This is a genomic window from Streptomyces sp. NPDC051662 (genome assembly GCF_040681655.1).
GTDB lineage: Bacteria > Actinomycetota > Actinomycetes > Streptomycetales > Streptomycetaceae > Streptomyces.
Genome location: NZ_JBFAZD010000003.1, coordinates 351,461 through 374,299, shown reverse-complemented (window position 1 = coordinate 374,299; position 22,839 = coordinate 351,461). Strand labels below are relative to the sequence as shown.

Genomic DNA, 22,839 nt, shown 5'->3' with positions numbered 1-22,839 from the left:
TCCCGTATGAACCCGGCGCGCCACCGGCTCGGGCCCGGCGGCGCGACCGGGTGCGGTCATGGGTCGCGGCGGTCCAGCCACGCGCGGGTCTGCGCCGTGACCAGGGCGATCAGGTCACCCTGGGCCACATTGAAGTCCATGGCATGCAGACCGGTCAGTCCGGCGGGCGCGGAGGCGGGGAAGTACGAGAGCTCTCCGCCGACCTGAAGCCAGTCGGCGCTGATCGTGCCCTGGGTGGCATGGGTGCACTCCCCCGTGAGCGCGTCGGGGTGGTGGGCGAAGCCCGTGGCCAGATCCGGGAGTTGGTAGCCGTTCAGGGGCACCGCCAGAGGTCCGTTCGGCAGCAGTGCGTTGCCGCCGACCAGCCGCCGGGTGGGCAGATACAGATCGAGCGGTACGCGGGCGCCGGCGGCCTCGCCGCGCAGCAGCGCCGCCGGGTTGACGCAGACCACGCGGTGGCCGGGGCTCGCCGTTCTGCCGATCACGGCGGGCAGGGAGCCCTCGGGCAGGGAGTAGGTGGCGTACGAGACCACGCAGCCGATGGGCATCGGCGCGCCGGCGGGGCGCCGGCAGACGGGGAGGTGCTGGAACGTCGACGCGGGGTCGGATCCACCGCCCGCGTCCCGGCCCTCGGGCACCTCGATGTTCCCGCCGAGCAGAGCGGCGGTGACGAGCTGCCGTCGTACCCCGGGGTGTTCGTCCACGCGTTCCCGCATCAGCGCGGCGGCGACGGCGGTGCCCTGGGAGTGGGCCAGGATGACGACCCCGCGTCGCTCGCCGGTCTCCGGGTCGCGGTTGTCATGGGTCCAGTAGTCGTCCCAGGCGTCCCGGATGTCCATGGTGGCCGTGGTCAGATCCGCGCCCGAGCCGATGACGATCCCGGCGACCAGAGCGGGCAGCGGCACCTGGCGGTAGACCGGAACGAACATCCGGCACAGGCCGGCGAAGCGGGCGCTCTGCATGAGCGTCACGGCTTGGTGGACGTCCTGCGGCACCGGTGCCCGGCCGCCGATCGGGAGCGGTGGGTTGGGGAGCAGGTCCACCGTCGGATACGCGTAGAAGCAGTCGACGGGCGGCTTCTTGGCGACGGTGAACGGCTCACGCTTCCCGCTTCCGTCGGCGGCGAACCGGGTGGCGTCCAGCAGCCGGGTCCCCCCGCTCGGGTAACGGGTCACCAGCTCGGGGCCGCCCGACTGAGGCATGCCCTCGGCGTCCTGCCCGCAGGGGTTGTTCACCAGCCCCGGCCGGCACAGCCAGACGGTACGGTCCAGCGGTCGCGCGCCCGGGTCGACGGCTGCTCCCGTCGCCGGGCCCGCTTGCGCGTTCGTGGAGAACAGCACCATCGCGAGAACAGCGGCCACCGGAATCAGAAGTCTGCGCACAGCGTCCATACGAGACACGGGTGCTCCCTCCGATCAGCAGGCGCGCGGTCGCTCTCCTCGCAGGCCGGTCCGGCCCGTCTCCCTCACCTTGATCCAAAGGGACGGACTTCACACCTCGGGCGCCGAGGATGGCGACAACCGGCCAATGTGGTGGGGGACTTTCGTGCGCGCCGTGAACCACCACCGGGCGGACGGCAGCCGCCTCACCCTCTACCTGAGGGTTGGACCGGACGGTATCGAGGAGGCGTGGGCGGCGGCGGTACGACACCAGGTGTCAGGCGCGAGGGGTCACGGCGTCACAGGTCACGCGTCAGGCCAGAACCTCGGCGAGCCGGCGCCACTCGGCGCGCGGCAGGGCGCCGCCCTGCGCCCCCGGAGCGCTGTCGCCCGTGACGATCTGGAGCGCGACATGGTCGGCGCCGGCCGTGTGGAAGGCGTCGATACGGTCCCGGATCCGGGCCGCGTCGCCCCAGGCGTAGACGGCGTCGATCAGCCGGTCGCTGCCGCCGCCGGTGAAGTCGTCCTCGGTGAACCCCAGCCGCAGGAAGCTGTTGGTGTAGTTGGGCAGGCCGAGATACATCGCGAGATAGCCGCGGGCCGTGGCGCGGGCGGTTTCCGGATCCGTGTCCAGGACGACCTTCAGCTCGGGGGCGAGCAGCGGGTCGGGGCCGAGGAGTTCACGGGCCTGGGCGGTGTGTTCGGGGGTGACGAGGTACGGGTGCGCGCCGCCCGCGCGGTCCCGGGAGAGTTCGAGCATCTTCGGCCCGAGGGCGGCCAGCACGATCCGCCCGGCCGGCATCCCCGCCGCGTCCAGCGCGTCGAGATAGCCGACCATCGCCGAGTAGGGGCGCCGGTACTGCTCGGCGAGCTTGGCGTGGCTGGCGCCGAGCCCGAGCAGGAACCGCCCCGGGTGCTCGGATTCCAGCTTCAGGAAGCGGGCGGCCACGTCGGCGGCCTCGTACTGCCAGATGCTGAGGATGCCGGTGGCGACGGTGAGCCGGGAGGTGGCCCCGATGAGGGGCACCGCGTGCTCGACACCGCTGTTGCCGCCCAGCCAGACGGCGCCGAAGCCCAGCTCCTCCAGTTCGGCGGCGGCCTCGGGAATCTCCCCGCGCAGGGCGGCGTCCTCGGAGCGGAGTTCCACGCTCCAGATCCCGTAACGGCCCACGGATTCCCGCAGATTCACCATCGTGTTGTCTCCCGCTCGCACTCGAATCCAGACATGACCGCGCCACCCCGTGACCGTGCCAACCCGGCGCCCGCGCGGCCTATTCCTGGGAGCCTTGAGTTCCTTGGGACTTGGCGGGCTTTTGGGGTGCCTCCGGGCCTCCGGGACTCCCGGGCTCCTGGAGCGCGCGGGGTGGCTGTCCCGCGAGACCGGGGAGCGGCGCCCCTGCCATCATCACCGGCCGGGACGGCACCCGCCTCGTCCACGCCGCCGAACAGCTGAACGGGCCCCGGACCCGGGAGCGCGGGCGCGGATGCCCGCTCAGCTCCCCGTGGCGGAAGGCGCCGTCGCGGCCAGCGCCTCATGTGCGGCGTCCAGCGCGGCGGCGCGGTCGGACGGTACGAGGCCGACGCGTGTGCGACGGTCCAGCAGGTCGGACGCGTCGAGCGCGCCCTCGTGCCGTACCGCCCAGAGGAGTTCGGCCCGTGTGATGTCCAGACCGTCGGCCACGGGCGCACGGAGGCGCGGGTTCCGCTCCCCCAGCGCGTGGATCGCGGTCGCCTCCGTTCCGTAGCGTCCGATCAGTCCGCGGGGGGCGGAAAGAGTCGCCAGGGTCGCCCGTGAAGCGGCGCCGACCAAGGGAAGGCGCGCGGTGCCACGGCCCGGCGGGGCGGCCGGCTGACGGGTGGCCAGCGCGGCGTCGACGGCGTCCTGGGCCATCCGGCGGTAGGTGGTGAGCTTGCCGCCGACGACGGTCACCACCCCTTCCGGGGAGGTCATCACGGCATGCCGACGCGAGAGGTCGGAGGTCCGTGGGGAGTCTGCCGCCACCCCCTGAGAGGTGTCCAGCAGAGGCCGCAGCCCCGCGAACGCGCCCACGACGTCACGGCGGCGAACCGGCGTGTCCAGTACGGTCCCCAGGATGTCCAGCAGGAAGCCGATGTCGGACTCCGGCGCCTCGGGCACATCGGGCACGGGGCCGTCGACCGGTTCGTCGGTCAGACCCACGTACACCCTGCCGTCGTCCTGGGGGACGACCAGCACGAAGCGGCTCGTCTCGCCCGGGATGGGGATGTGCAGGCCGGTGTGGAGACCGGCCAGGGTCTCGGCGCGGAGCACCAGATGGGTACCGCGTGACGGGCGGAGCCGGATGTTCTCGACGAGCCCGCCGGCCCAGACACCGGTGGCGTTGATGACCATCCGGGCTCGGATCCGGGTTTCCTGCCCGGTCAGCTCGTCGCGTACCAGGGCTCCGGTGCCGGAGACGGACAGGGCGCGCGTCCGGGTCAGCACACGGGCGCCATGACCGGCGGCGGTGCGCGCTATCGCGGTCACGAGCCGTGCGTCGTCGACGAGCCGGCCGTCCCAGGAGCACAGTCCGCCGCGCAGCCCGTGGCCGCGCAGGCCGGGCGCCGCCCTCAGTGTCTCGACGGCGGACAGTCGCCGTGGTCCCGGCAGCGTGCGGCGAGCCGTGCCGGCCGCCGCGCGCAGGAGGTCACCCGCGCGCAGCCCGGCCTCCGCGAGGGCGGCGCTCCGGCGTGAGGTGAGCGCGGTCAGCGGCATGACGAAGGGCTGGGCGCGTACGAGATGGGGAGCGGTGCGTTCCATCAGCACCCCGCGTTCCACCGCGCTCTCGTGGGCGAGGCCCACCTGACCCGACGCCAGATACCGCAGTCCGCCGTGGACGAGCTTGGAGCTCCAGCGGGAAGTGCCGAAGGCCAGGTCGTGCGCGTCGATCGCGGCGACCGAGAGACCGCGTGAGGCGGCGTCCAGCGCCGTACCCGCGCCGGTGACCCCCAGGCCCACCACAAGGACGTCGACCCGCTTTCCCGCGGCCAGTTCGGCCAGTTCCCGGGACCGGCGTGCCGCGTTGAGGGAGAAGTCGGGCCGGGCGGCGGGGCTCATGGGGCCAGGGTCCTTTCGAGAAGGTGCCTGAGTTCGTCGTGGAAGGCGGCCTCGGTGAGCTCGGGGTCGGTGTCGTCGGTCATCGTCCGCGTCGAGAACACGAACGACTGGAGCACCAGCAGCAGGCAACGCGCCTGCCGTACCGGATGGTCCGCGCGGATGGAACCGTCCGCGTGCCCCCGCCGCAGCGCGTCCTCGATGAACTCAAGCACCCTGTCCTGGCTCGCGCCGCGCCGGTCGAAGAGGTAGGGGAGCAGCAGTTCGGGGTCGACGTCGAGGATCTTGCGCAGCAACGGGTGGCCGCGCAGCGCCCGGAGTCCGGCGACAAGGGTGTCGACCAGGTGGGGACGTACCTGCCGGGTTCCGTCGTCCGGCGGAACGGCTCCCAGGGTGACCGCCACCCATTCACGGGTCATGACGTCGCCGACGAGTGCGCGTACATCGGGCCAGCGCCGGTAGAGGGTCATCCGCGACACCCCCGCCCTGCGGGCGACGTCGGTCAGGGTCGTTCGTCGCACACCGACCGCGAGGACACAGTCCCGCGCCGCGTCGAGGACAAGATTGTCGTCCCGCGGGGTGTTTCGTTTAGGCGTCACATGTCACAGTGTAACGACGCAGACGGCGACGGCAAGGGAGAGTCCGCGCCGCGCGGGGGCCGACGGCCGTGGGAACCGTGGGCCCAACTGCCGTGAGAACAAGGCCGACAAGCCGGACAAGCGAGGATTCGGATGGACCCGACGCACATGCTGTGGAGCGGCTGGGGAGACCCGGGCAGAGCGGCTCCCCTGCCCGGCCGGATCACCGGCGTACTGGGCGAACTGCTCGGCGTACGGCCCGGTGACGGGCGGCCGGTGGAGCTGACGGACGTCGAGCCGCGCGCCCACCGGCTGACCGCGGGCGCCGAGGAGGCGCTCACGCGGATCGTGGGAGAGGGGCATGTCCTCACCGACGCCGAGAGCCGGGTCCGGCACACCCGCGGCAAGTCCACCACCGATCTGCTGCGCATACGTGCCGGAGCGGTCGACGACGCACCCGACGCGGTGGTCATGCCCGCCGATCACGACGAAGTGCTCGGCGTCCTGCGGGCCTGCTCGCTGCACCGGATCGCGGTCGTCCCCTTCGGGGGCGGCACCAGCGTGGTCGGGGGCCTCGCACCCGGCACCCCCGACTGTTTCATCGCTCTCGATCTGCGCCGGATGAACCGGCTGACCGCCCTGGACACGGTCTCCCGTACCGCGGTCCTGCAACCCGGGCTGCGCGGGCCCGAGGCCGAGGCACTCCTCGCCGAACAGGGCTTCACCCTCGGCCACTTCCCCCAGTCCTACGAGTGGGCGACGATCGGCGGTTTCGCCGCCGCGCGTTCGAGCGGCCAGGCGTCGGCGGGCTATGGCCGCTTCGACGACATGGTGACGGCGCTGCGGGTGGCCACGCCCGAGGGGACCCTGGACATCGGGCGCGCTCCGCGTTCGGCCGCCGGGCCGGATCTGCGGCAACTGATACTGGGCTCCGAGGGCGCGTTCGGTGTGATCACGTCGGTGACGGTACGTGTGCGCCCCGCTCCCGAGACCCGTGCCTACGAGGGCTGGCGCTTCCGCTCGTTCGCGGCGGGCCGGGACGCGCTGCGGGCACTCGCCCAGAACGGGCCGATGCCCACCGTACTGCGGCTGTCCGACGAGACCGAGACCGCCGTCGGTCTGGCGGACCCCGGCTCCATCGGTACCGCCCTCGGCGCGGGCACGGGCTGCCTGGCGGTCGTCGGCCACGAGGGCGGCGCGGCACAGGTGCCGCGGCACAGGACGCGCACCCAGGCCGAACTGCGCGACCGGGGCGGGGAGTTCCTCGGCGAGGCTCCCGGCGAGAAGTGGCTCGGCGGACGCTTCTCCGCACCGTATCTGCGCGATGCCCTGCTGGACATCGGGGCGTTCGCCGAGACGCTGGAGACCGCCGCGTTCTGGTCCGGTATCCCCGCGCTCCACGAGAACGTGCGGACCGCGCTCACCACCGCCCTGGCCGGCGCGGGCACTCCCCCGGTGGTCATGTGCCATGTCTCGCACGTGTACCCGGCGGGCGCGTCGCTGTACTTCACGGTGCTCTGCGCACAGGGCGAAGACCCGGTGGCCAACTGGGCGCTCGCCAAACGGGCGGCGGGCGAGGCGATCCTCGCGTCGGGCGGCACCATCAGCCATCACCACGGTGTGGGCACCGATCACCGTGACTGGTACGCCCAGGAGATCGGCCCGCTTGGCGTCGAGGTCCTGCACGCGGTGAAGGACCGGCTCGATCCGTCCGGCATCCTCAATCCCGGCATCCTTCTGCCGCCCACGCGGTCCCGGCCCACCGGAGCGTAGCCATGCGACAGTTCACGGCCATCGTCAATCCGAGCGCGGGAGGCGCCGGATCGGCGGCGGCCCTCATCCCGCTCGCCGGACTGCTGCGCGAGGCGGGCGCCGGACTCGAAGTCGAGTACAGCCGCAGTCTCGGTCATGCGCGAGAACTGGCCCTGAGAGCCGCCGGACAGGGCCGGATCGTGCTGGGCGTCGGCGGTGACGGCCTCACCGGCCGCGTCATCGGCGCTCTCGCGGGGACCGAGGCGGTCGGCGGGATCGTACCCGCCGGTCGTGGGAACGACTTCGCCCGCGCGGTCGGCCTGCCCGCCGAACCGGCCCGGCTCGCCGAACTGCTCCTGCGCGGCGAGCCGAGGGCGACGGACGTCATCGAGGTCGAGTCGGCCGTTCACGACCGTATGCCCGTCCTCGGCAGCGTCTACGCCGGCGTTGACGCGCTGGCCAACCGCCATGCCAACCGGAGCCGTCTGCTGCGCGGTGCCGCCTCCTACTACGTGGGAGGGATGCGCGCGGTGATGGGCTGGCGCCCGGCCGGGTACCGCGTCACCGTCGACGGCACCGTCCATCACCGCAGGGGATTCACCGTCGTCGTCGCCAACTCCGGCTACTACGGCTTCGGCCGGCGCATCGCACCCGCCGCGGCCGTGGACGACGGCCTGCTCGATGTCGTCATCATCCATCAGGCCTCACGCCTGTTGTTCTTCGCCGTGATGAACGAGCTCAGAAGCGGCGGGCATGTGCACCGGCGGCAGGTGGAGACCCTGCGAGGACGCGAGGTGCGGATCGAGTGTGACCGGGACCTTCCCTACGGCGCGGACGGCGAGGTCGAGGCCGGTCTGCCGGTCACGGCACGGGTGCTGCCCGGGGCCCTGAATCTGCTGTCCTGACCCGTCCCGGCCCCCTTCCCTCGCCATGGGCACGGCCCGGCGACGGACAGCGGAAGGCGCGGTGCGGAACGGAACGGAAGCAACTGGATCGAGCATTGGTCTACGCCAACCGCCCCTGTCCCTATATCCTCATCCGTGACCAGCGACACACAATCCCCCCACCCAGGTTGCGTGCTGGCGCGGGCGACACCCATACCACTCTGCCCCAAGCAGCCGGGTTATCTCCCCACTCGCCGCCTCCAGGAGGATCACGGTGAAAGTTCGCACCAGAAGCTCGGCGATCATCGGCACCATCTGCCTCGTCGCGTCTCTCACGTTAGCCACGGCGTCCGCCGACGAGCCCGTCGCGCCACGTCAGGCGGCGGGGGTCACGCTCAAACAAGTGGCCACGGCCCAGAATCCGATCGCCGGCACCGCCGGGCCCGGTGGCACGGTCTGGATAGCCGAACGCGCGGGTACCGTAAGGGTCCTGGGCGGTCAGGGACTCGGCCAACCCGTCCTCGACATCTCCGACGAGACCACCACCGACGGCGAACGCGGCCTGCTGGGCATCGCGTTCGACAAGAAGTTCGCGCACTTCTACATCTCGTTCACGGACCTCGAAGGCACCAGCACCGTGGACGAGTTCAAGGTGCGGTACGGCAAGATCCAGCCGAACACCCGGCGCACCGTCCTCACTCAGACGCAGCCGTACTCCAACCACAACGGCGGCGACATCAAGGTCGGCCCCGACGGCTATCTCTATATCGCGTTGGGCGACGGCGGCTCGGGCGGCGACCCGCACGGCAACGGGCAGAACCTCGACACACTGCTCGGCAAGATGCTGCGGATCGACCCGCGCGGCGGCAAGCCGTACGCGATCCCGTCGGACAACCCGTTCGTGAACGACCCGAACGCGAAGGGCGAGATCTGGGCGTACGGGCTGCGCAACCCGTGGCGGTTCTCCTTCGACGCGGGCACCGGCGACCTGCTGATCGGCGACGTCGGCCAGAGCGAATGGGAGGAGATCGACTGGGCCCCGGCGAGCAGCGAGGGCGGCGAGAACTACGGCTGGGCCTCGATGGAGGGCAACCATCCCTTCCGGGGCGGCACGGAGCCCGCGAACCACGTACCGCCGGTCCACGAGTACGACCGTAGCGGGCTGGGCTGCTCGGTGACCGGCGGATATGTCTACCGCGGCGACGCGATCCCGGATCTCAAGGGTCAGTACCTGTTCAGCGACTACTGCGACGGAACCGTCCGCGCTCTGCGGATGGCGAACGGCGAGGTGACCGGCGAGAGCGACCTCGGAGTCAACGGCGGCCAGGTCATCTCGTTCGTACAGGACGGCGACGGTGAGCTGTACCTGCTGGACATCGCCGGCAAGGTCTCCCGCATCGACCCGGTGTGAGCGCGGTCTGACCGCTGTGTGACCACCGCTGGATGAGGAAACCATCGAACGGGTCGGGCCCGGTGCTGAGCGATCAGCACCGGGCCCGATGTGCTGGGCGCGGCTATGCTGCGGCCCCAAGCGCTCATACGAAACATTCAAACGAACAGAGCGCGGTGGTGGCGGCAAGGGGGCCAACAGTATGCGGGAGCCGGTCGAGCTCAGGCGCCAGCGGATCCTGGCGGTGGTGCGGTCGCGGGGCGCGGTCAAGGTGAGCGTGCTCGCCGCGGAGCTGGATGTCTCGGTGGTCACGGTCCGGCGGGATGTCGAGGAGCTGGCCCGCGCCGGGAGGCTGCGGCGCGGGCACGGCGTGGCCCGTCCGGTGGCGGGGACCGTCGAGGAGGTCACGGTCCCGGCCGCGCGGGCCGAGGAGCCGGGGCGGGACGGCGGACCGGTCGCGCTGGTGGTGCCTGAGCGGCATTCGTATCTGTACGAGGCGGCCCATGGCGCCCGGCCGGTGCTGGAGGAGGCCGGGATGCGTATCGCCCTGCATATCGCGCCGCGGGCGCCGGGCGCCGAACGGCCCCTGGTGGAAGCGGCGCTGGCGGCCGGCGCGCGGGGGCTGCTGATCGCCCCGAGGTGGCGCGGTGCGGTCTCGGAGGCGGCGGATTACGGCTGGCTGTCCGAGGTCGGGGTGCCGACCGTGCTGATGGAGCGGCGGCCCCGGCCCGGCAGCGCGCTGCACGCCCTGGACTCGGTCTGCTCCGATCACTGGTACGGGACGTATCTCGCGGTCGATCATCTGGTCGCGCTCGGCCACCGCCGGATCGTGCTGGCCGCCCGGGACGACAGCCCCACGGCGCGCTCCGTACGCCACGCCTTCACCGAGATCGCCGCCGCCCGGCCCGAGGTGGAGGAGTGGTCGGTGGTCCTCAGCTCACCGGACGCGGTGCCGGGCCCCGAGAAGGACGACGGCGCCCGGCTCGGCGGCGCTCCGCGTGACCGTACCCCGCTCGATCTCGCCGCGCTGCTGGCCGAACACCGGGCCACGGCCGCCGTGCTGCATGGCGACGTGGACGCGTTGATGCTGGTGCAGCGGCTCGCGGAACAGGGGGTGCGGGTGCCGCGTGACTGCTCGGTCGTGGCGTACGACGACGTGGTCGCGGCGCTGGGCAGCCCCCCGCTGACGGCGGTGTCGCCGCCCAAGGCGGAGGTCGGACGGGCCGCCGCCGAGTTGCTGCTGCACCGGCTGGCCCGGCCGCACGGCGCCGCAGGTCCGGTACGCAGGATCGAGCTGCTGCCCACGCTGAAGGTACGCGGTTCGACCCAGCGGCCGGCACCCCGGCCAACCCCTCAAGAAGACTGAGCGTTTGACCGCTTTGATTTTCTTCTGAGCGATCTATTGACCCCTTCCGATCAGCCGATCAGGATTCCCCGTGTCTCATACCGGAGCCGCGGGAGGCGCCCATGCCTGGTCGACAGAGCCGTCGATCCGTGCTCGCCACGATCGCCGCGCTGCCTCTGACAGGTGCGCTCAGCGCCTGCACCGGAGGCGGCGGGGAGTCACGATCAGACAGCGCGAGCAAGATCAGCAGCAGGAAACCCACACGCATCACCTTCTGGTCCGCCCTGCGCGGCAGCCAGGAAGTGGTGGACGCGTTCAACCGGAGCCACGACCGTGTCCACGTCGACTTCCAGCAGATCCCCTCCGGGGCCCAGGGCGGTTACGCGAAGCTCAGCAACGCCGCCCGCGCGGGCAACGCGCCGGACATCGCCACCATCGAGTACCCCCAGGTGCCCGGTTTCGCCATCGACGGTGTCGCCCGTGATGTCACGGATCTGGTCAGTGACGCACTGCGCGCCAAGCTGCTGCCGCAGGCGCTCGGACTGACCACCTTCGAGAAGCGCGTCTTCAGTCTGCCGCTCGATATCGAGCCGATGGTGATGCACTACCGCACCGACCTCTTCCGGGAGTACGGACTCGAAGTACCCCGCACCTGGGACGAGTTCGAGGACGTGGCCAGGACGGTACGGAGCAAGGCCCCCGACCGGCGTCTCGCGCTCTTCGCCACCGACGGCGCCCCGCAGCTCGCCGCGTTCGCCTGGCAGGCGGGCGCCCAGTGGTTCGACACCGCGGGCGGCGCCTGGAACGTCTCGCTCACCGACGCGCCGACCCGCCGTGTCGCGGCGTACTGGCAGCGGCTGATCGACCAGGACCTGGTCTTCATGAACGCGGTGGAGAGCCGGCAGAGCGACGCCCAGATCGGCAACGGCAAGGTCCTGGCCCGGCTCAGCGGCGCCTGGGACGCCGGGGCGCAGATGAACGCACGGCCGGGCCAGAAGGGCGACTGGGCCATCGCGCCGCTCCCCCAGTGGGACCCGGCCAGGCCCAGTGTGGGCACCCATGGCGGCTCCACCTTCGCGGTCACCAAGGACAGCGAGCACCCCGAGGCGGCCATGGAGTTCATCGAGTGGCAGATCTCGCACCCCGACGCACTGCGCGCCCGGCTCGCCAGCGGCACCAGCAGCCAGTATCCGGCCGCGCCCGGCCTCGTCGCCGTGGGCCGCGAGGCGTTCGACCGCTCCTACTACGGCGGCCAGGACATCTACCGCTTCTTCCAGGAAGAGGCGCGCAAGATCCGGGACGGCTGGATCTGGGGACCGCGGATGACGGCCACCATGAAGGTGATGCAGGACGGTTTCGCCCGGGTGAGCGGCGGCCAGGGCTCGCTCATCGAGGCGGTACGCGCGGCCCAGCAGGGCACCATGCCGGATCTGAAGGCTCTCGGTCTGACCACCACCGAGCGCGGCAGCTGACGCGCGTCCCCCGTTCCAGCGGCAGAAAGGCAGGTGACACCCCATGAGCAACCCCCTGAGCACCCCTATCACCACCCCCGTCGGCAAGCCCCTGGCCGGCCCCACCGCCCCGTCCGGACGCGGCGGCCGGAAGTCCGCCCGGCGCCGTGAACTCGGCGCCGCAGGCGTCCTGATGACCCCCTTCTTCGTCCTTCTGGTGACGGTCTTCCTGATCCCCGTCGCGACAGCCGTGTGGCTGAGTTTCTTCAGCGACGACCAGCCCGGGCTGGGATTCGGCCCGGAGCGCACGGTCTTCGCCGGAGTGCGCAGCTACACCGCGGTTCTCACCGACCCGACCTTCCTCGGCGGACTCGGCACCGTCGTCCTGTACTGCGTGGTCTATATCCCCGTGCTGGTGATCGGCGCGCTGGCGCTGGCGCTGCTGCTCGACTCCGGGGTGGCGCGCCTGCGGTCCTGGGCCCAGCTCGGACTGTTCCTGCCGCACGCCGTGCCCGGCATCATCGCCGCCCTGATCTGGCTGTATCTGTATACACCCGGCATCAGTCCGGTGATCGAACTGCTCGGCAGAGCCGATATCACCGTCGACTTCCTCGGTGTGCACACCGTGCTGCCGTCCATCGTGAATATCGCGCTGTGGAGCAATCTCGGCTACAACATGGTCGTCTTCTACGCCGCCCTCCAGGCCGTACCGCGCGAGGTCATCGAGGCGTCGGTCGTCGACGGAGCGGGCCCGGTACGCACCGCCCTCCAGGTCAAGACGCCGCTGGTGCGCTCGTCGATCGTGATGGTCGCGATGTTCACCCTGATCTTCGCACTCCAGCTCTTCACCGAACCGATGCTGCTCAGCCAGTCCACCCCGATGATCAACTCGCGTTTCTCGCCCAGCATGTATATCTACGACGCGGCGTTCACCCGTAACAACTACGGCCTGGCAGCCGCCGCCTCCGTCGTCCTGCTGCTCTGCACGATCGCCCTCTTCTACGGCGTGACCCGCTGGACCAACCGGGCCAACGCCCAAGAGGAGGCCGCCCGATGAGCGCCATCGGCACCACCCCCACCGCCGCCTCGCCGCGCCCGCGTCTGCTCGGCCGCTCGGTCGTCAACCTGGTCGTGGGTATCTCGGTGCTCTACACCCTGCTGCCGGTGCTCTGGCTGGTACTGGCCGCGTCCAAGAGCCGCGACGCGCTGTTCAGCAGCGATCTGCTGTCGCTGAGCGACTTCTCCTTCCTGCGCAACCTCAAGGACCTGTTCGCGATGGACGGCGGGCTGTACAGCCGGTGGTACGGAAACAGCCTCCTGTACGCGGTCGTCGGAGCCGCGCTCGGCGCCCTGGTCTCCATCGCCTGCGGTTACGCGTTCGACAAATACCGGTTCCGCCACAAGGAGAAGCTGTTCGGTCTGGTCCTCGCGGCGGTGATGGTGCCGCAGACCGTGCTCGCGCTGCCCCTCTATCTGATGGCGTCGGGCACCGGCCTGGTCAACACCTTCTGGTCGGTCTTCATCCCCGTGCTCTTCAACCCCTTCGGCGTCTATCTGGGCCGGATCTTCAGCCAGGGTTATGTGCCCAACGAGGTCCTCGAAGCGGCGCGGGTGGACGGCGCCGGTGAACTGACCACCTATGTCAGGGTCGCCCTGCGGATGCTGGGCCCCGGCCTCGTCACCGTCTTCCTCTTCCAGCTCACCGCGATCTGGAACAACTTCTTCCTGCCCATGGTGATGCTCTCCGACCAGGACCTGTATCCGGTGAGTCTCGGCCTCTACACCTGGAACAGCTCCGCCTCCGTCTCCCCGGAGTACTACCCCGTGGTGATCATGGGGTCGCTGCTCGCCGTCCTTCCGCTGATCCTCGCCTTCGCGCTGCTCCAGCGCTTCTGGCGATCGGGCCTCACCGCCGGCGCCGTCAAGTAGTCGGCCGGGCCCACCGGCCGCCGTTCCCCCGTACCAGGAGAGAGATGCCCACCGCACCGACCGCACGTCCCCGTCCGCGCGCCGCCCTCGCCATGAAACCGGATGCCGCCTCCTCGGTCCTCGGACCCGAGACCCTGGCAGCCCTCGGCGCGGTCTGCGATCTGACACCACCGCCCGTACTCGACGACTTCACCACCGACCGCGCCCGCGCCACGCTCGCGGATGTGGAGATCCTCGTCACCGGCTGGGGCTGCCCGCCCCTCGACCCGGCCGTACTGGACCTGGCGCCCCGGCTGCGCGCCGTCGCCCATACCGCGGGCACGATCCGCGGCCATATCACCGAGGCCTGCTGGGAGCGGGGCATCGAAGTGTCCTCGGCCGCCGCCGCCAACGCCCTGCCGGTGGCGGAGTACACCGTCGCGATGATCCTGCTCTCCGGCAAGCGCGCGCTGGAACGGGCCCGTGACTACCGCGCGACGCGCGATCGCGACGACTGGCTGGGCATGGACGGTACCGTGGGCAACTACGGCCGTACCGTGGGCATTCTGTCCGCCTCACTGATCGGCCGGCGCGTCATCGAACTGCTGCGGCCGTACGACTTCCGGGTGCTGCTGCACGATCCGTATGTCTCCGACGAGGAGGCCGCGGCGCTCGGTGTCCGGCCGGTCGGACTCGCCGAACTGTTCTCGGACAGCGACACGGTGAGCGTCCACACCCCCCTGCTGCCCGCCACCCGCGGGCTGGTCAGCCGGGAACTGCTCACCTCCATGCGCCAGGACGGTGTGCTCATCAACACCGCGCGCGGCGCCGTCGTCGACCAGGACGCCCTCACCGATGCCCTGAGCCGTCAGCGGATCCGGGCCGTCCTCGATGTCACGGAGCCGGAGTCGCTGCCGTCCGACCATCCGCTGTGGACCTGTGAGAACGCGCTGATCACGCCGCATCTCGCCGGTTCGCAGGGCAATGAGACACGACGGCTGGCGGATCTGGCGGTCGGTGAGGTCGAACGCTGGGTCGCGGGCGACGGCTTCGCCCATCCCGTACGACGCGAAAGGCTGGCGTTCCTCGCATGACCGCACCCCTCGTACCGTCCGTGCCCGCACAGCTCGCGTTCGAACTCCCCGCCGAGGACCGGACGCTGAGCCCGTACACCGGTTATACCCGCGCGCACTGGGAGGCCGCCGCCGACGGTCTGCTGCGGGCCGCCTGGCAGTGGGCCACCCCCGGGCGCGCGCTGCTCGACCTGCCAGGACGGCCCTCCCGCTCGGGCGTGCGGTCCGACGGTCTGGAGGGCTACGCCCGTACGTTCCTCGCCGCCGCGTTCCGGGTGGCGGGCGCGGAGGGCGAGGATCCGCACGGCTGGCTCGACCGGTACGCGGACGGGCTCGCGGCCGGTACCCGTACTCCGGGACGGGACGACACCGAGTCCTGGCCGCTGATACTCGACCACCATGTCCAGGGCCAGCCGATGGTCGAGTCGGCGTCCGTGGCCCTCGGGCTCCGGCTGACCAGGGCCTGGCTCTGGGACAGGCTGGACTCCGGGGTGCGGGACCGCGCCGAGGAGTGGCTGCGCGGCGCGCTGCGGCACACCCCGGCGCCCAACAACTGGTATCTGTTCCCCTATTCGGTGGCCGGGTTCCTGGAGTCGGTGGGCCGCGGCGACGCGGAGACGGCACGCGCGCGGGAGCGGGCGCGCGACCTGATGGAGGGGTGGTATCGCGGGCAGGGCTGGTACTCCGACGGCGACGGCCGTGCCTTCGACCACTACAACGGCTGGGCCCTGCACCTCTATCCGGTGCTGGACGCGCTGCTGGCCGGTGCCCCGGAGACAGCCGCGCCCGCGCCCTACGGCGACCGGCTGCGTGAGCATCTGGAGGGCTTCTCCCTGCTGTTCGGCGCCGACGGGGCGCCGATCCACTTCGGCCGCTCGCTGACCTACCGGTTCGCGGCGAGCGCGGCGGTCGCCCTGGGCGCCGTCACCGGGCACACGCCGCTCGCCCCGGGCGTGTCACGGCGGCTGGTGAACGGTTCACTGCGGTACTTCCTCGACCGCGGGGCGACCGGTACGGACGGACTGCTCAGCCTCGGCTGGCACGGTCCGCACGACGCGACACTCCAGTCCTACTCCGGTCCCGCCTCGCCGTACTGGGCGTCCAAGGCGTTCGTCGCGCTGCTCGCCCCTCGGGACCATCCGCTGTGGACGGCCATCGAGGAAGCCGCGCCCAGCGAGGGACCCGACCGGGTGCTCGCCCTCGCCGCGCCGGGGCTGCTGGTGCACTCCACCCGGGCGGACGGGATCGTACGGCTGCACAACCACGGCAGCGACCACATCCGGCCGCACGAGGGCGAGTCGGGCGTGGCGGACGATCCGCTCTACAGCCGGCAGTCCTACTCCACCCGTACCGGACCGACGTCGGCGGCGAATGTCCCGGACAACCAACTGACGGTCGAGATCGCGGGGGCGGCCGGCGGACGGCGCCGGATCCAGCCGCTCGGCGCGGGGCACGGTGACGGCTGGGGCTGGGCCGCCTCCGCCCATCTGCCCGTCTTCACCTCGGGCGCGCCCATGGTGCCCGGACTGCGGGTGGAGAGCGTCATCGTGGTCCGGGGCCGGTACGAACTGCGCGCGCACCGGGTACTCGGCGCGCCGCCAGGGGCGCGCGTACGGCAGACGGGCTGGGCGACCGGCCCCGAGGAGACCGTACGGTCCGCCCTGCACGCCCTGCACGGCTGGGAGACACGGGACGAGGTCCGCGCCCCGCAGGGTACGGCGTACACCCGCTGGGCGGTGGTGCCCCGGCTGACCGGGGAGGCGCGGGGCACGGCGCTCTTCGTGGCTCTCGCCTCGCTCACCGCCGAGCCCGGCGCGGCGCCGTTGTCCGAGGCGGCGCCGTTGTCCGAGGCGGTGAGCGAGGTGACGGTGGCCGCGGATACGGGAACGGTCGAGGTGAGGTGGGCGGACGACGGGTCGCGGACGCGGATCGTCTTCGACCCGCTGACGGTCGGGCACGGATAGGGAGCCCGGTATCCGGCCGGGGCGGCCGGGTCTTCGGAGGAGCGCCGCCCCGGCCATCGGCCATCCGGTCCGGTACGGAATCAGGAGCGTCCGGCGCCGCGGTACAGGTCGAGTTCGCCGTCCAGTTCCACGGCGAGGACCGTCGCGTGCTCATCGAGGTCGGCGGCCCCGGGCGGGTCGATCCAGAGCACGCCCGGCACCTCGTGGAGGCCGCCCAGGACCGTATGGCCCAGTTCGGTGCCGGTACCGAGCACGCTCACCCGGCGCACCGGCGTCCGCAGCCCCCGTACGCCGACGGGCCCGCGCGGGATGTCGAAGACCGTCAGATACAGGGTGTGGCGGTCGGCCGACAGGGTGCTGGGGCCGTAGTGGTGCCCGGCGGGCAGACCGGCGGCCGTCCCGTACACCGCCTCGGAGTGCCGGGCGATCCAGGCGCCCATGCCTTCGAGGCGTTCGATCTGTTCCGCGGGCAGGGTGCCGTCCGCCTTCGGGCCGACCGAGAGCAGCAGATTGCCGCCCGCGCCGATCGTCTCGGTGAAGTAGCGGATCAGCTGGCCGGTGGACTTGTAGTGATGATCCTGGTGCCGGTAGCCCCAGGAGTCGTTGAAGGTCAGGCACAGCTCCCAGGGGCCCTCGGGGGCCTCGATCGGCACGCCCTGTTCGGGGGTCGCGTAGTCGCCCTCGCTGAGCATGCGCGCGTTCAGGACACACGCGGGGAGTTCGGAGCGGATCAGCGCGGCCAGTTCGCGTATCCGCCACTGCTCCTCGGTGCGCTCCCACTCGCCGTCGAACCAGAGGAGATCGGGGCGATACCGCGTCGCGAGCTCCTGGACCTGGCCGTCCCGGTAGTCCAGATAGCGCGCCCAGGCGGTCAGGTCCCGCTGTTCCTCGGGGACTTCGGCGTACGGATTGGTCTCCTGCCCGGCGGGGCGGTCCTCGTGGCGCGTGGAGGCATAGTCGGGGTGGTTCCAGTCGCTGTGCGAGTAGTAGAGGCCCACCTTCAGGCCCTGCTCCCGGAGGGCTTCGGTGTACGGACCGACCAGATCGCGGCCTGCCGGAGTGTGGCGTACCACGTTCAGATCACCGAGCGCGGTGTCCCACAGGGAGACTCCATCGTGGTGACGGCTGGTCAGCACCGCGTACCGGGCGCCCGCGCGGGCGAACAGCTCCGCCCACTCCCGGGGGTCGTAGCGGGCCGCCGTGAACCCGTCGAGCTGGGCCATGTACTGGTCGTGCGGAACATCGCCCTCGAAGAACGACCAGGATTCCTGTACTCCGTCCACGGCGTAGATGCCCCAGTGGATGAAGATCCCGAACTTGGCGTCGGGGAACCACGGTTGCATGGTCATACGGCGCTCCTTGTGAGGTCCTACTTCTGGTTCAGATAGGCGAGACCGGGGTGTACCCGCGTATAGCCGTCCACGAGACGGCGGGCGACGGTGACGGAGTCCACCAGCGGGTGCAGGGCGAACGCCTTGGCCGCGGTGGCGCGCGAGCCGCTCTCGGCGGCGGCCAGGACCTCGCGCTCGACGGCCTTGACGCCGCACACCAGGCCGGTGGCGTGGTGCGGCAGGGGGGAGACGACCAGCGGATGGGCGCCGTTGGCGTCCACGAGGCAGGGCACTTCGATGACGGCGTCCTCGTCCAGCACGCGCAGCGTGGTGCGGTTGCGGACGTTGAGGATGAGCGTGGTGCGTTCGTCACGGGCGATGGCGCGCATCAGGGCGAGCGCGACCTTCTCGTAGCCGCCCGACTCCAGGTCGCTCGCGTCCCGCTCGCCGACGCCCGCCGCCTCGCGGTTCGCCGCCATGTACGTGGCCTCGCGTTCGGCGCGGGTACGGTCCCAGGCCGCGAGCGCGGGGGTGCCCGGCCGCTCCATCTCGTCGTAGAAACGGGCCTGTTGGTCACGGAGGAACGCGCCGCGGGTCTGCTCGGCCTCCTGGTAGCCGCGTACCGCTTCCCGGTTGAAGTAGTAGTAGTGGAGGTATTCGTTGGGGATCGCGCCGAGGGACTGGAGCCATTCGGTACCGAAGAGCTTGCCCTCCTCGAAGGAGCCGAGGGCTTCGGTGTCGGCGAGCAGCCGGGGCAGTTCGTCGCGTCCGGCGACGCGCAGCCCGCGCAGCCAGCCGAGGTGGTTGAGGCCGACGTAGTCGATCGACGCCTCGTCGGGGTCGGCGCCGAGTGCGCGCGCGACACGGCGGCCCAGGCCCACGGGTGAGTCGCAGATACCGATCACGCGGTCGCCGAGATGCCGGGACATGGCTTCGGTGACGAGGCCGGCCGGGTTGGTGAAGTTGATGACCCAGGCGTCGGGGGCGAGCCGGGCGACGCGTCGCGCGATATCGACGGCCACGGGGACCGTGCGCAGTCCGTACGCGATGCCTCCGGCGCCGACCGTCTCCTGGCCGAGCACGCCCTCGTCCAGGGCGACGCGTTCATCGGCCGCGCGGCCTTCGAGCCCTCCGACGCGGATGGCGGAGAAGACGAAGTCGGCGCCGCGCAGCGCCTCGTCGAGGTCGGTGGTGGCCGTGACGGCCGGTGCGTCGGGGACGGACGCGGCCTGCTCGGCCAGCACGCGCGCGACGGCCGTGAGCCTCGCGGCGTCCAGATCGTGCAGGGTGACATGGGTGACGCGACCCTCCGCGTGATCGCCGAGCAGTGCTCCGTACACCAGCGGCACCCGGAATCCGCCGCCGCCGAGAATGGTGAGCCTCACGCCTGAACCGCCTTCGGTACCTGAGCCGACTTCCAACTGGAACCACTTTTACACCGGCCTCGCCCAGGGCGGCGCGGGCAACCGGGTCACCGGGCGGCACTCGCACCGGACGGCTTCCGGCTCGACGGCCGCTGCCTTCCGCGCACGTACCGGCATGTCGCGCCGCCGGTTGTCGGGCCTGGGCTCGCCTTCCTCGGTATCTTCACCTTCATGGGGCAGTGGAACGACGATGTCCGGCCGCTGCTCACGCTGATCCCACTGCTCGTCGTGTTCGTCCCGGGTGCTCGCCAGATCGTGGCGGACCTGGCCAAGGGGGCCATTCGCTGATGACCGGATCGCCGTTGACCGTACGTCCCTGGGAGTCTCCCGAACTCACCTCCTGGCGGCGGCTGCCCATGCATGCCGTGGACCGCCGTTCCGGTGGCCTCCCGCTGGACGGTGCCTGGCGTTTCCAGCTGCTGCCGGCGCCCGACGCACCGCTGTCGGAGGAGTGGACGGAGTCCGTCGTACCGGGCTGCTGGACCACCCAGGACACCGGTGATCTGCCGCGGTACACCAACTGGCGTATGCCGTGGAGGGAGTTCCCGCCGCTGTCCCCCGCGGCCAATCCGACCGGGGTGTACGAGCGGGAGTTCACCGTTCCCACCGACTGGGCCGGCCGCCGTGTCGTGCTCCATGTGGGCGCCGCCGAGAGCGTGCTGATCGCCGAGGTCGACGGCCGCCCGGTGGGGATCGGCAAGGACTCGCATCTGGCGAGCGAGTTCGACATCACCCCGGCCGTGCGTCCCGGCACCGAGAGCACCGTACGGCTGACAGTGGTCAAGTGGTCCGACGCCTCGCACATCGAGGACCAGGACCAGTGGTGGCACGGCGGCATCACCCGCTCCGTCTTCCTCTACGCCACCGATCCGCTCTGGCTGGCGGACGTACGGATCACCGCGCCCGTCGACGGCCGGCTCGTGATCGACGCCCAGGTACGCACGGCCGACGGCCCGCTGCCCGAGGGGTGGCGGGTCTCCGGCCGGATCGAGGGCGCCGGTGAACTGGTCCCCGACCCGGAGTTCGCCGAGCGGTACGCCCGGCGGACACGGGTTTCCGAGTTCCTCGGCGAGGCCCGGCTGCGGGCGACCGTACCCGACGTCCGTGCCTGGTCGGCCGAGACACCCGAGCTGTACGGGCTGACGCTCCGGCTGCACCGCCCCGACGGCTCGGTGGCCGACACCTCCCACCACCGCACCGGCTTCCGCACCGTCGAGATCGTCGGCAAGGACCTGCTGGTCAACGGCGAACGGGTGTTCATCCGGGGCGTCAACCGGCATGACTTCCATCCGCTCACCGGACGGACGGTCACCGCCGCGGAGATGCGCGCCGACCTGGAGACGATCAAGCGCTTCGGCTTCAACGCGGTCCGCACCTCGCACTACCCCAACGATCCCGCGCTGCTCGATCTCGCCGACGAACTGGGGCTCTATCTCGTCGACGAGGCGAACATCGAGAGCCACCACCACGCCCATGAACTCGCCGGCGACCCGCGCTATCTGGCGGCCTTCACCGAGCGGGTCTCCCGGATGGCGCTGCGCGACAAGAACCATCCGAGCGTCATCGTCTGGTCGTTGGGCAACGAGAGCGACTACGGCGCCAACCATGACGCGGCGGCCGGCTGGCTGCGCCGCTACGACCCGACCCGTCCGCTCCAGTACGAGGGCGCGGCCAGGACCGACTGGTCGTCGCCGGAGGTCGCCAGCGACATCCTCTGTCCGATGTACGCGCCACTGGACGAGATCGTCGCGCACGCCGCCTCCGGTGAGCAGACCAAGCCGCTGATCCTGTGCGAGTACTCGCACGCCATGGGCAACAGCAACGGGACGCTCGCGGACCACTGGGCGGCCATCGAGTCCACTCCCGGGCTCCAGGGCGGCTTCATCTGGGAGTTCTGGGACCACGGGATCCTCCAGCGCACCGACGACGGGGAAGGACCCGGCCGCCCGGCGGGCCTCGCGGGCGCGGGCGCGTACGAGGACGGGGTGACGGCGGAGGGCTATCGCTGGGCGTACGGCGGGGACTTCGGCGACACCCCGAACGACGGCGCGTTCTGCGCGGACGGGCTCGTCTTCCCCGACCGCACGCCGAAGCCCGCGATGTACGAGCACCGCGAGATCGCCGCCCCTGTCCGGCTCTCGCACGTACCCTCCCACGGGCCGTCGTCCGGGTCCGACGGGGAGGTGCGGATCACCAACGCCCAGCACTTCCGCGATCTGTCCTGGCTGACCGCGGAATGGGTGCTGTCCTCGGAGGAGGCAGCCACCCGTACCGCGCCGGCCGTCCTGCCCGAGGTGCCGCCCGGTGGATCGGCTGACGTTCCCGTCCCCGATGGGCTCCTCGCCGGACCGGCCGGGGACGGCGGTGAGATGTGGCTGACGCTCCGCGTGACCACCCGGGACGATGAGCCCTGGGCGCCACGCGGCACCGAAGTATGCACCCCGCAGATCCAGTTGCGGCGGCGGTACACCCCCGCCGTGTGGGCCTCCGCCGAGGGCGGGACCTGGGACGAGGACTGGGCGGTGGTCGGCGCGGACGGGCTGCTGCGGCATCCGCTGCTGTCGTCCCCGCCGGCGCTGAGCCTGTGGCGCGCGCCCACCGACAACGACGTGCTGGGCGGCTCGGCGGACCACTGGCGGAAACTGGGCCTCGACCGGCTCGTACGCGAACCGGTCTCGGTCGAGCGCGTCGGCGGCCCTGTCACGGTGCGCGCCACGTACCCGACGGCCGCCGGAGCCGTCGCGCACGAGCAGGTCTTCACCCCGCTGAGCGGCGGCGGACTGCTCGTCGAGGAGACCGCGGTCCTCCCGGAGGGGCTCACCGACGCCGCGCGCGTGGGCACGGTCTTCGAGACGGTGAGCGGTCTCGACCGGATGGAGTGGTACGGCCAGGGGCCCTGGGAGACCTATCCCGACCGGCGCGCGGGCGGCCAGGTCGGCCATCACCGCGCCCCGGTGGACCGGCTGTTCACCCCGTATCTGCGCCCGCAGGAGAGCGGCGGGCGCTCCGGTGTCCGGGGCTTCTCGCTGCTGTCGGAGGAGACCGGGGGCGGGCTGACCGTACGGCTCGACGCGCCCCGGCAGGTCTCGGTCACCCGCCACCGCGCGGCCGGTCTCGCCGCCGCCACGCACCACGACGAGCTGGTACCGCTGCCGCACTGCGTGGTCCATCTGGACGCGGCCCACCGGGGTCTCGGCACCGCGTCCTGCGGGCCGGACACGCTGCCCCGCTACCGGCTGGGCGCCGGGACCTATCGCTGGTCATGGACGCTGCGCCCGCTGTGACGG

The 22,839-nt window shown here is 71.6% G+C and carries 16 protein-coding genes and 1 pseudogene; 11 read left to right on the top strand and 6 right to left on the bottom strand.

Annotation, left to right across the window (positions count from 1 at the left end):
- Nucleotides 1-56: 56 nt before the first annotated feature.
- The 4 genes from AB0M67_RS07130 to AB0M67_RS07115 all read right to left on the bottom strand — a co-directional run bounded on the left by AB0M67_RS07130 (nucleotide 57) and on the right by AB0M67_RS07115 (nucleotide 5,051).
- Nucleotides 57-1,391 (bottom strand): DUF3089 domain-containing protein, encoded by a 1,335-nt coding sequence (locus AB0M67_RS07130; RefSeq protein WP_365743724.1) that lies wholly within the window; start codon nucleotides 1,389-1,391, stop codon nucleotides 57-59.
- 301 nt (nucleotides 1,392-1,692) lie between these two features.
- The gene (locus AB0M67_RS07125; RefSeq protein WP_365743497.1) at nucleotides 1,693-2,571 is read right to left on the bottom strand and encodes an LLM class F420-dependent oxidoreductase; all 879 of its coding nucleotides are present in this window, start codon (nucleotides 2,569-2,571) and stop codon (nucleotides 1,693-1,695) included.
- Between the two features lie 300 nt (nucleotides 2,572-2,871).
- Complete coding sequence (locus AB0M67_RS07120; protein WP_365743495.1) at nucleotides 2,872-4,455, bottom strand: glycerol-3-phosphate dehydrogenase/oxidase; 1,584 nt, start codon at nucleotides 4,453-4,455, stop codon at nucleotides 2,872-2,874.
- Nucleotides 4,452-5,051 carry a TetR/AcrR family transcriptional regulator gene (locus AB0M67_RS07115; protein ID WP_365743493.1) on the bottom strand — a complete coding sequence of 200 codons (600 nt, stop codon included), beginning with the start codon at nucleotides 5,049-5,051 and terminating at the stop codon, nucleotides 4,452-4,454. The genes AB0M67_RS07120 and AB0M67_RS07115 overlap by 4 nt, the downstream gene beginning before the upstream one ends.
- A gap of 132 nt (nucleotides 5,052-5,183) precedes the next feature.
- On the opposite strand from AB0M67_RS07115, the gene AB0M67_RS07110 reads away from it, so the two are divergent.
- The 9 genes from AB0M67_RS07110 (at nucleotide 5,184) to AB0M67_RS07070 (ending at nucleotide 16,797) form a co-directional block, all read left to right on the top strand.
- Entirely contained in the window at nucleotides 5,184-6,803 is a 1,620-nt protein-coding gene (locus AB0M67_RS07110; protein ID WP_365743491.1) for an FAD-binding oxidoreductase, read from the top strand.
- 2 nt (nucleotides 6,804-6,805) lie between these two features.
- Nucleotides 6,806-7,687 carry a YegS/Rv2252/BmrU family lipid kinase gene (locus AB0M67_RS07105; RefSeq protein ID WP_365743489.1) on the top strand — a complete coding sequence of 294 codons (882 nt, stop codon included), beginning with the start codon at nucleotides 6,806-6,808 and terminating at the stop codon, nucleotides 7,685-7,687.
- A gap of 253 nt (nucleotides 7,688-7,940) precedes the next feature.
- Nucleotides 7,941-9,077, top strand: coding sequence for a PQQ-dependent sugar dehydrogenase (locus AB0M67_RS07100; protein ID WP_365743486.1), 1,137 nt, complete (start codon nucleotides 7,941-7,943; stop codon nucleotides 9,075-9,077).
- 181 nt (nucleotides 9,078-9,258) lie between these two features.
- On the top strand, nucleotides 9,259-10,422 hold the full coding sequence (locus tag AB0M67_RS07095) for a substrate-binding domain-containing protein (RefSeq protein ID WP_365743484.1): 1,164 nt from the start codon (nucleotides 9,259-9,261) through the stop codon (nucleotides 10,420-10,422).
- A 101-nt stretch (nucleotides 10,423-10,523) separates the two neighbouring features.
- On the top strand, nucleotides 10,524-11,873 hold the full coding sequence (locus AB0M67_RS07090; RefSeq protein ID WP_365743482.1) for a sugar ABC transporter substrate-binding protein: 1,350 nt from the start codon (nucleotides 10,524-10,526) through the stop codon (nucleotides 11,871-11,873).
- A gap of 43 nt (nucleotides 11,874-11,916) precedes the next feature.
- Nucleotides 11,917-12,909 (top strand): sugar ABC transporter permease, encoded by a 993-nt coding sequence (locus AB0M67_RS07085; protein ID WP_365743480.1) that lies wholly within the window; start codon nucleotides 11,917-11,919, stop codon nucleotides 12,907-12,909.
- On the top strand, nucleotides 12,906-13,781 hold the full coding sequence (locus AB0M67_RS07080) for a carbohydrate ABC transporter permease (RefSeq protein ID WP_365743478.1): 876 nt from the start codon (nucleotides 12,906-12,908) through the stop codon (nucleotides 13,779-13,781). The genes AB0M67_RS07085 and AB0M67_RS07080 overlap by 4 nt, the downstream gene beginning before the upstream one ends.
- A gap of 44 nt (nucleotides 13,782-13,825) precedes the next feature.
- A complete protein-coding gene (locus AB0M67_RS07075) occupies nucleotides 13,826-14,854 on the top strand; it encodes a hydroxyacid dehydrogenase (RefSeq protein ID WP_365743476.1) in 1,029 nt (342 codons plus the stop codon).
- Complete coding sequence (locus AB0M67_RS07070) at nucleotides 14,851-16,797, top strand: DUF2264 domain-containing protein (RefSeq protein WP_365743474.1); 1,947 nt, start codon at nucleotides 14,851-14,853, stop codon at nucleotides 16,795-16,797. The genes AB0M67_RS07075 and AB0M67_RS07070 overlap by 4 nt, the downstream gene beginning before the upstream one ends.
- Nucleotides 16,798-16,877: 80 nt before the next feature.
- Here the strand turns inward: AB0M67_RS07070 and AB0M67_RS07065 are convergent, their stop codons facing one another.
- Together AB0M67_RS07065 and AB0M67_RS07060 are read right to left on the bottom strand one after the other, a co-directional pair.
- Complete coding sequence (locus AB0M67_RS07065; protein ID WP_365743472.1) at nucleotides 16,878-18,146, bottom strand: alpha-L-fucosidase; 1,269 nt, start codon at nucleotides 18,144-18,146, stop codon at nucleotides 16,878-16,880.
- 20 nt (nucleotides 18,147-18,166) lie between these two features.
- Nucleotides 18,167-19,513, bottom strand: coding sequence for a 6-phospho-beta-glucosidase (locus tag AB0M67_RS07060; RefSeq protein ID WP_365743470.1), 1,347 nt, complete (start codon nucleotides 19,511-19,513; stop codon nucleotides 18,167-18,169).
- Nucleotides 19,514-19,630: 117 nt separating this feature from the next.
- Here AB0M67_RS07060 and AB0M67_RS07055 point away from each other — a divergent pair.
- Nucleotides 19,631-19,840 (top strand): annotated as a pseudogene (locus tag AB0M67_RS07055) (carbohydrate ABC transporter permease); the annotation flags it as partial.
- The gene (locus AB0M67_RS07050; protein WP_365743468.1) at nucleotides 19,840-22,836 is read left to right on the top strand and encodes a glycoside hydrolase family 2 TIM barrel-domain containing protein; all 2,997 of its coding nucleotides are present in this window, start codon (nucleotides 19,840-19,842) and stop codon (nucleotides 22,834-22,836) included. The pseudogene AB0M67_RS07055 and the gene AB0M67_RS07050, both read left to right, overlap by 1 nt.
- Nucleotides 22,837-22,839 lie beyond the last annotated feature (3 nt).

Coding starts and splice junctions, on each gene's coding strand:
- AB0M67_RS07130 (WP_365743724.1), bottom strand. CDS start 1,391: ATGGACGCTGTGCGCAGACTTCTGATTCCGGTGGCCGCTGTTCTCGCG.
- AB0M67_RS07125 (WP_365743497.1), bottom strand. CDS start 2,571: ATGGTGAATCTGCGGGAATCCGTGGGCCGTTACGGGATCTGGAGCGTG.
- AB0M67_RS07120 (WP_365743495.1), bottom strand. CDS start 4,455: ATGAGCCCCGCCGCCCGGCCCGACTTCTCCCTCAACGCGGCACGCCGG.
- AB0M67_RS07110 (WP_365743491.1), top strand. CDS start 5,184: ATGGACCCGACGCACATGCTGTGGAGCGGCTGGGGAGACCCGGGCAGA.
- AB0M67_RS07105 (WP_365743489.1), top strand. CDS start 6,806: ATGCGACAGTTCACGGCCATCGTCAATCCGAGCGCGGGAGGCGCCGGA.
- AB0M67_RS07095 (WP_365743484.1), top strand. CDS start 9,259: ATGCGGGAGCCGGTCGAGCTCAGGCGCCAGCGGATCCTGGCGGTGGTG.
- AB0M67_RS07090 (WP_365743482.1), top strand. CDS start 10,524: ATGCCTGGTCGACAGAGCCGTCGATCCGTGCTCGCCACGATCGCCGCG.
- AB0M67_RS07085 (WP_365743480.1), top strand. CDS start 11,917: ATGAGCAACCCCCTGAGCACCCCTATCACCACCCCCGTCGGCAAGCCC.
- AB0M67_RS07080 (WP_365743478.1), top strand. CDS start 12,906: ATGAGCGCCATCGGCACCACCCCCACCGCCGCCTCGCCGCGCCCGCGT.
- AB0M67_RS07075 (WP_365743476.1), top strand. CDS start 13,826: ATGCCCACCGCACCGACCGCACGTCCCCGTCCGCGCGCCGCCCTCGCC.
- AB0M67_RS07070 (WP_365743474.1), top strand. CDS start 14,851: ATGACCGCACCCCTCGTACCGTCCGTGCCCGCACAGCTCGCGTTCGAA.
- AB0M67_RS07065 (WP_365743472.1), bottom strand. CDS start 18,146: ATGACCATGCAACCGTGGTTCCCCGACGCCAAGTTCGGGATCTTCATC.
- AB0M67_RS07050 (WP_365743468.1), top strand. CDS start 19,840: ATGACCGGATCGCCGTTGACCGTACGTCCCTGGGAGTCTCCCGAACTC.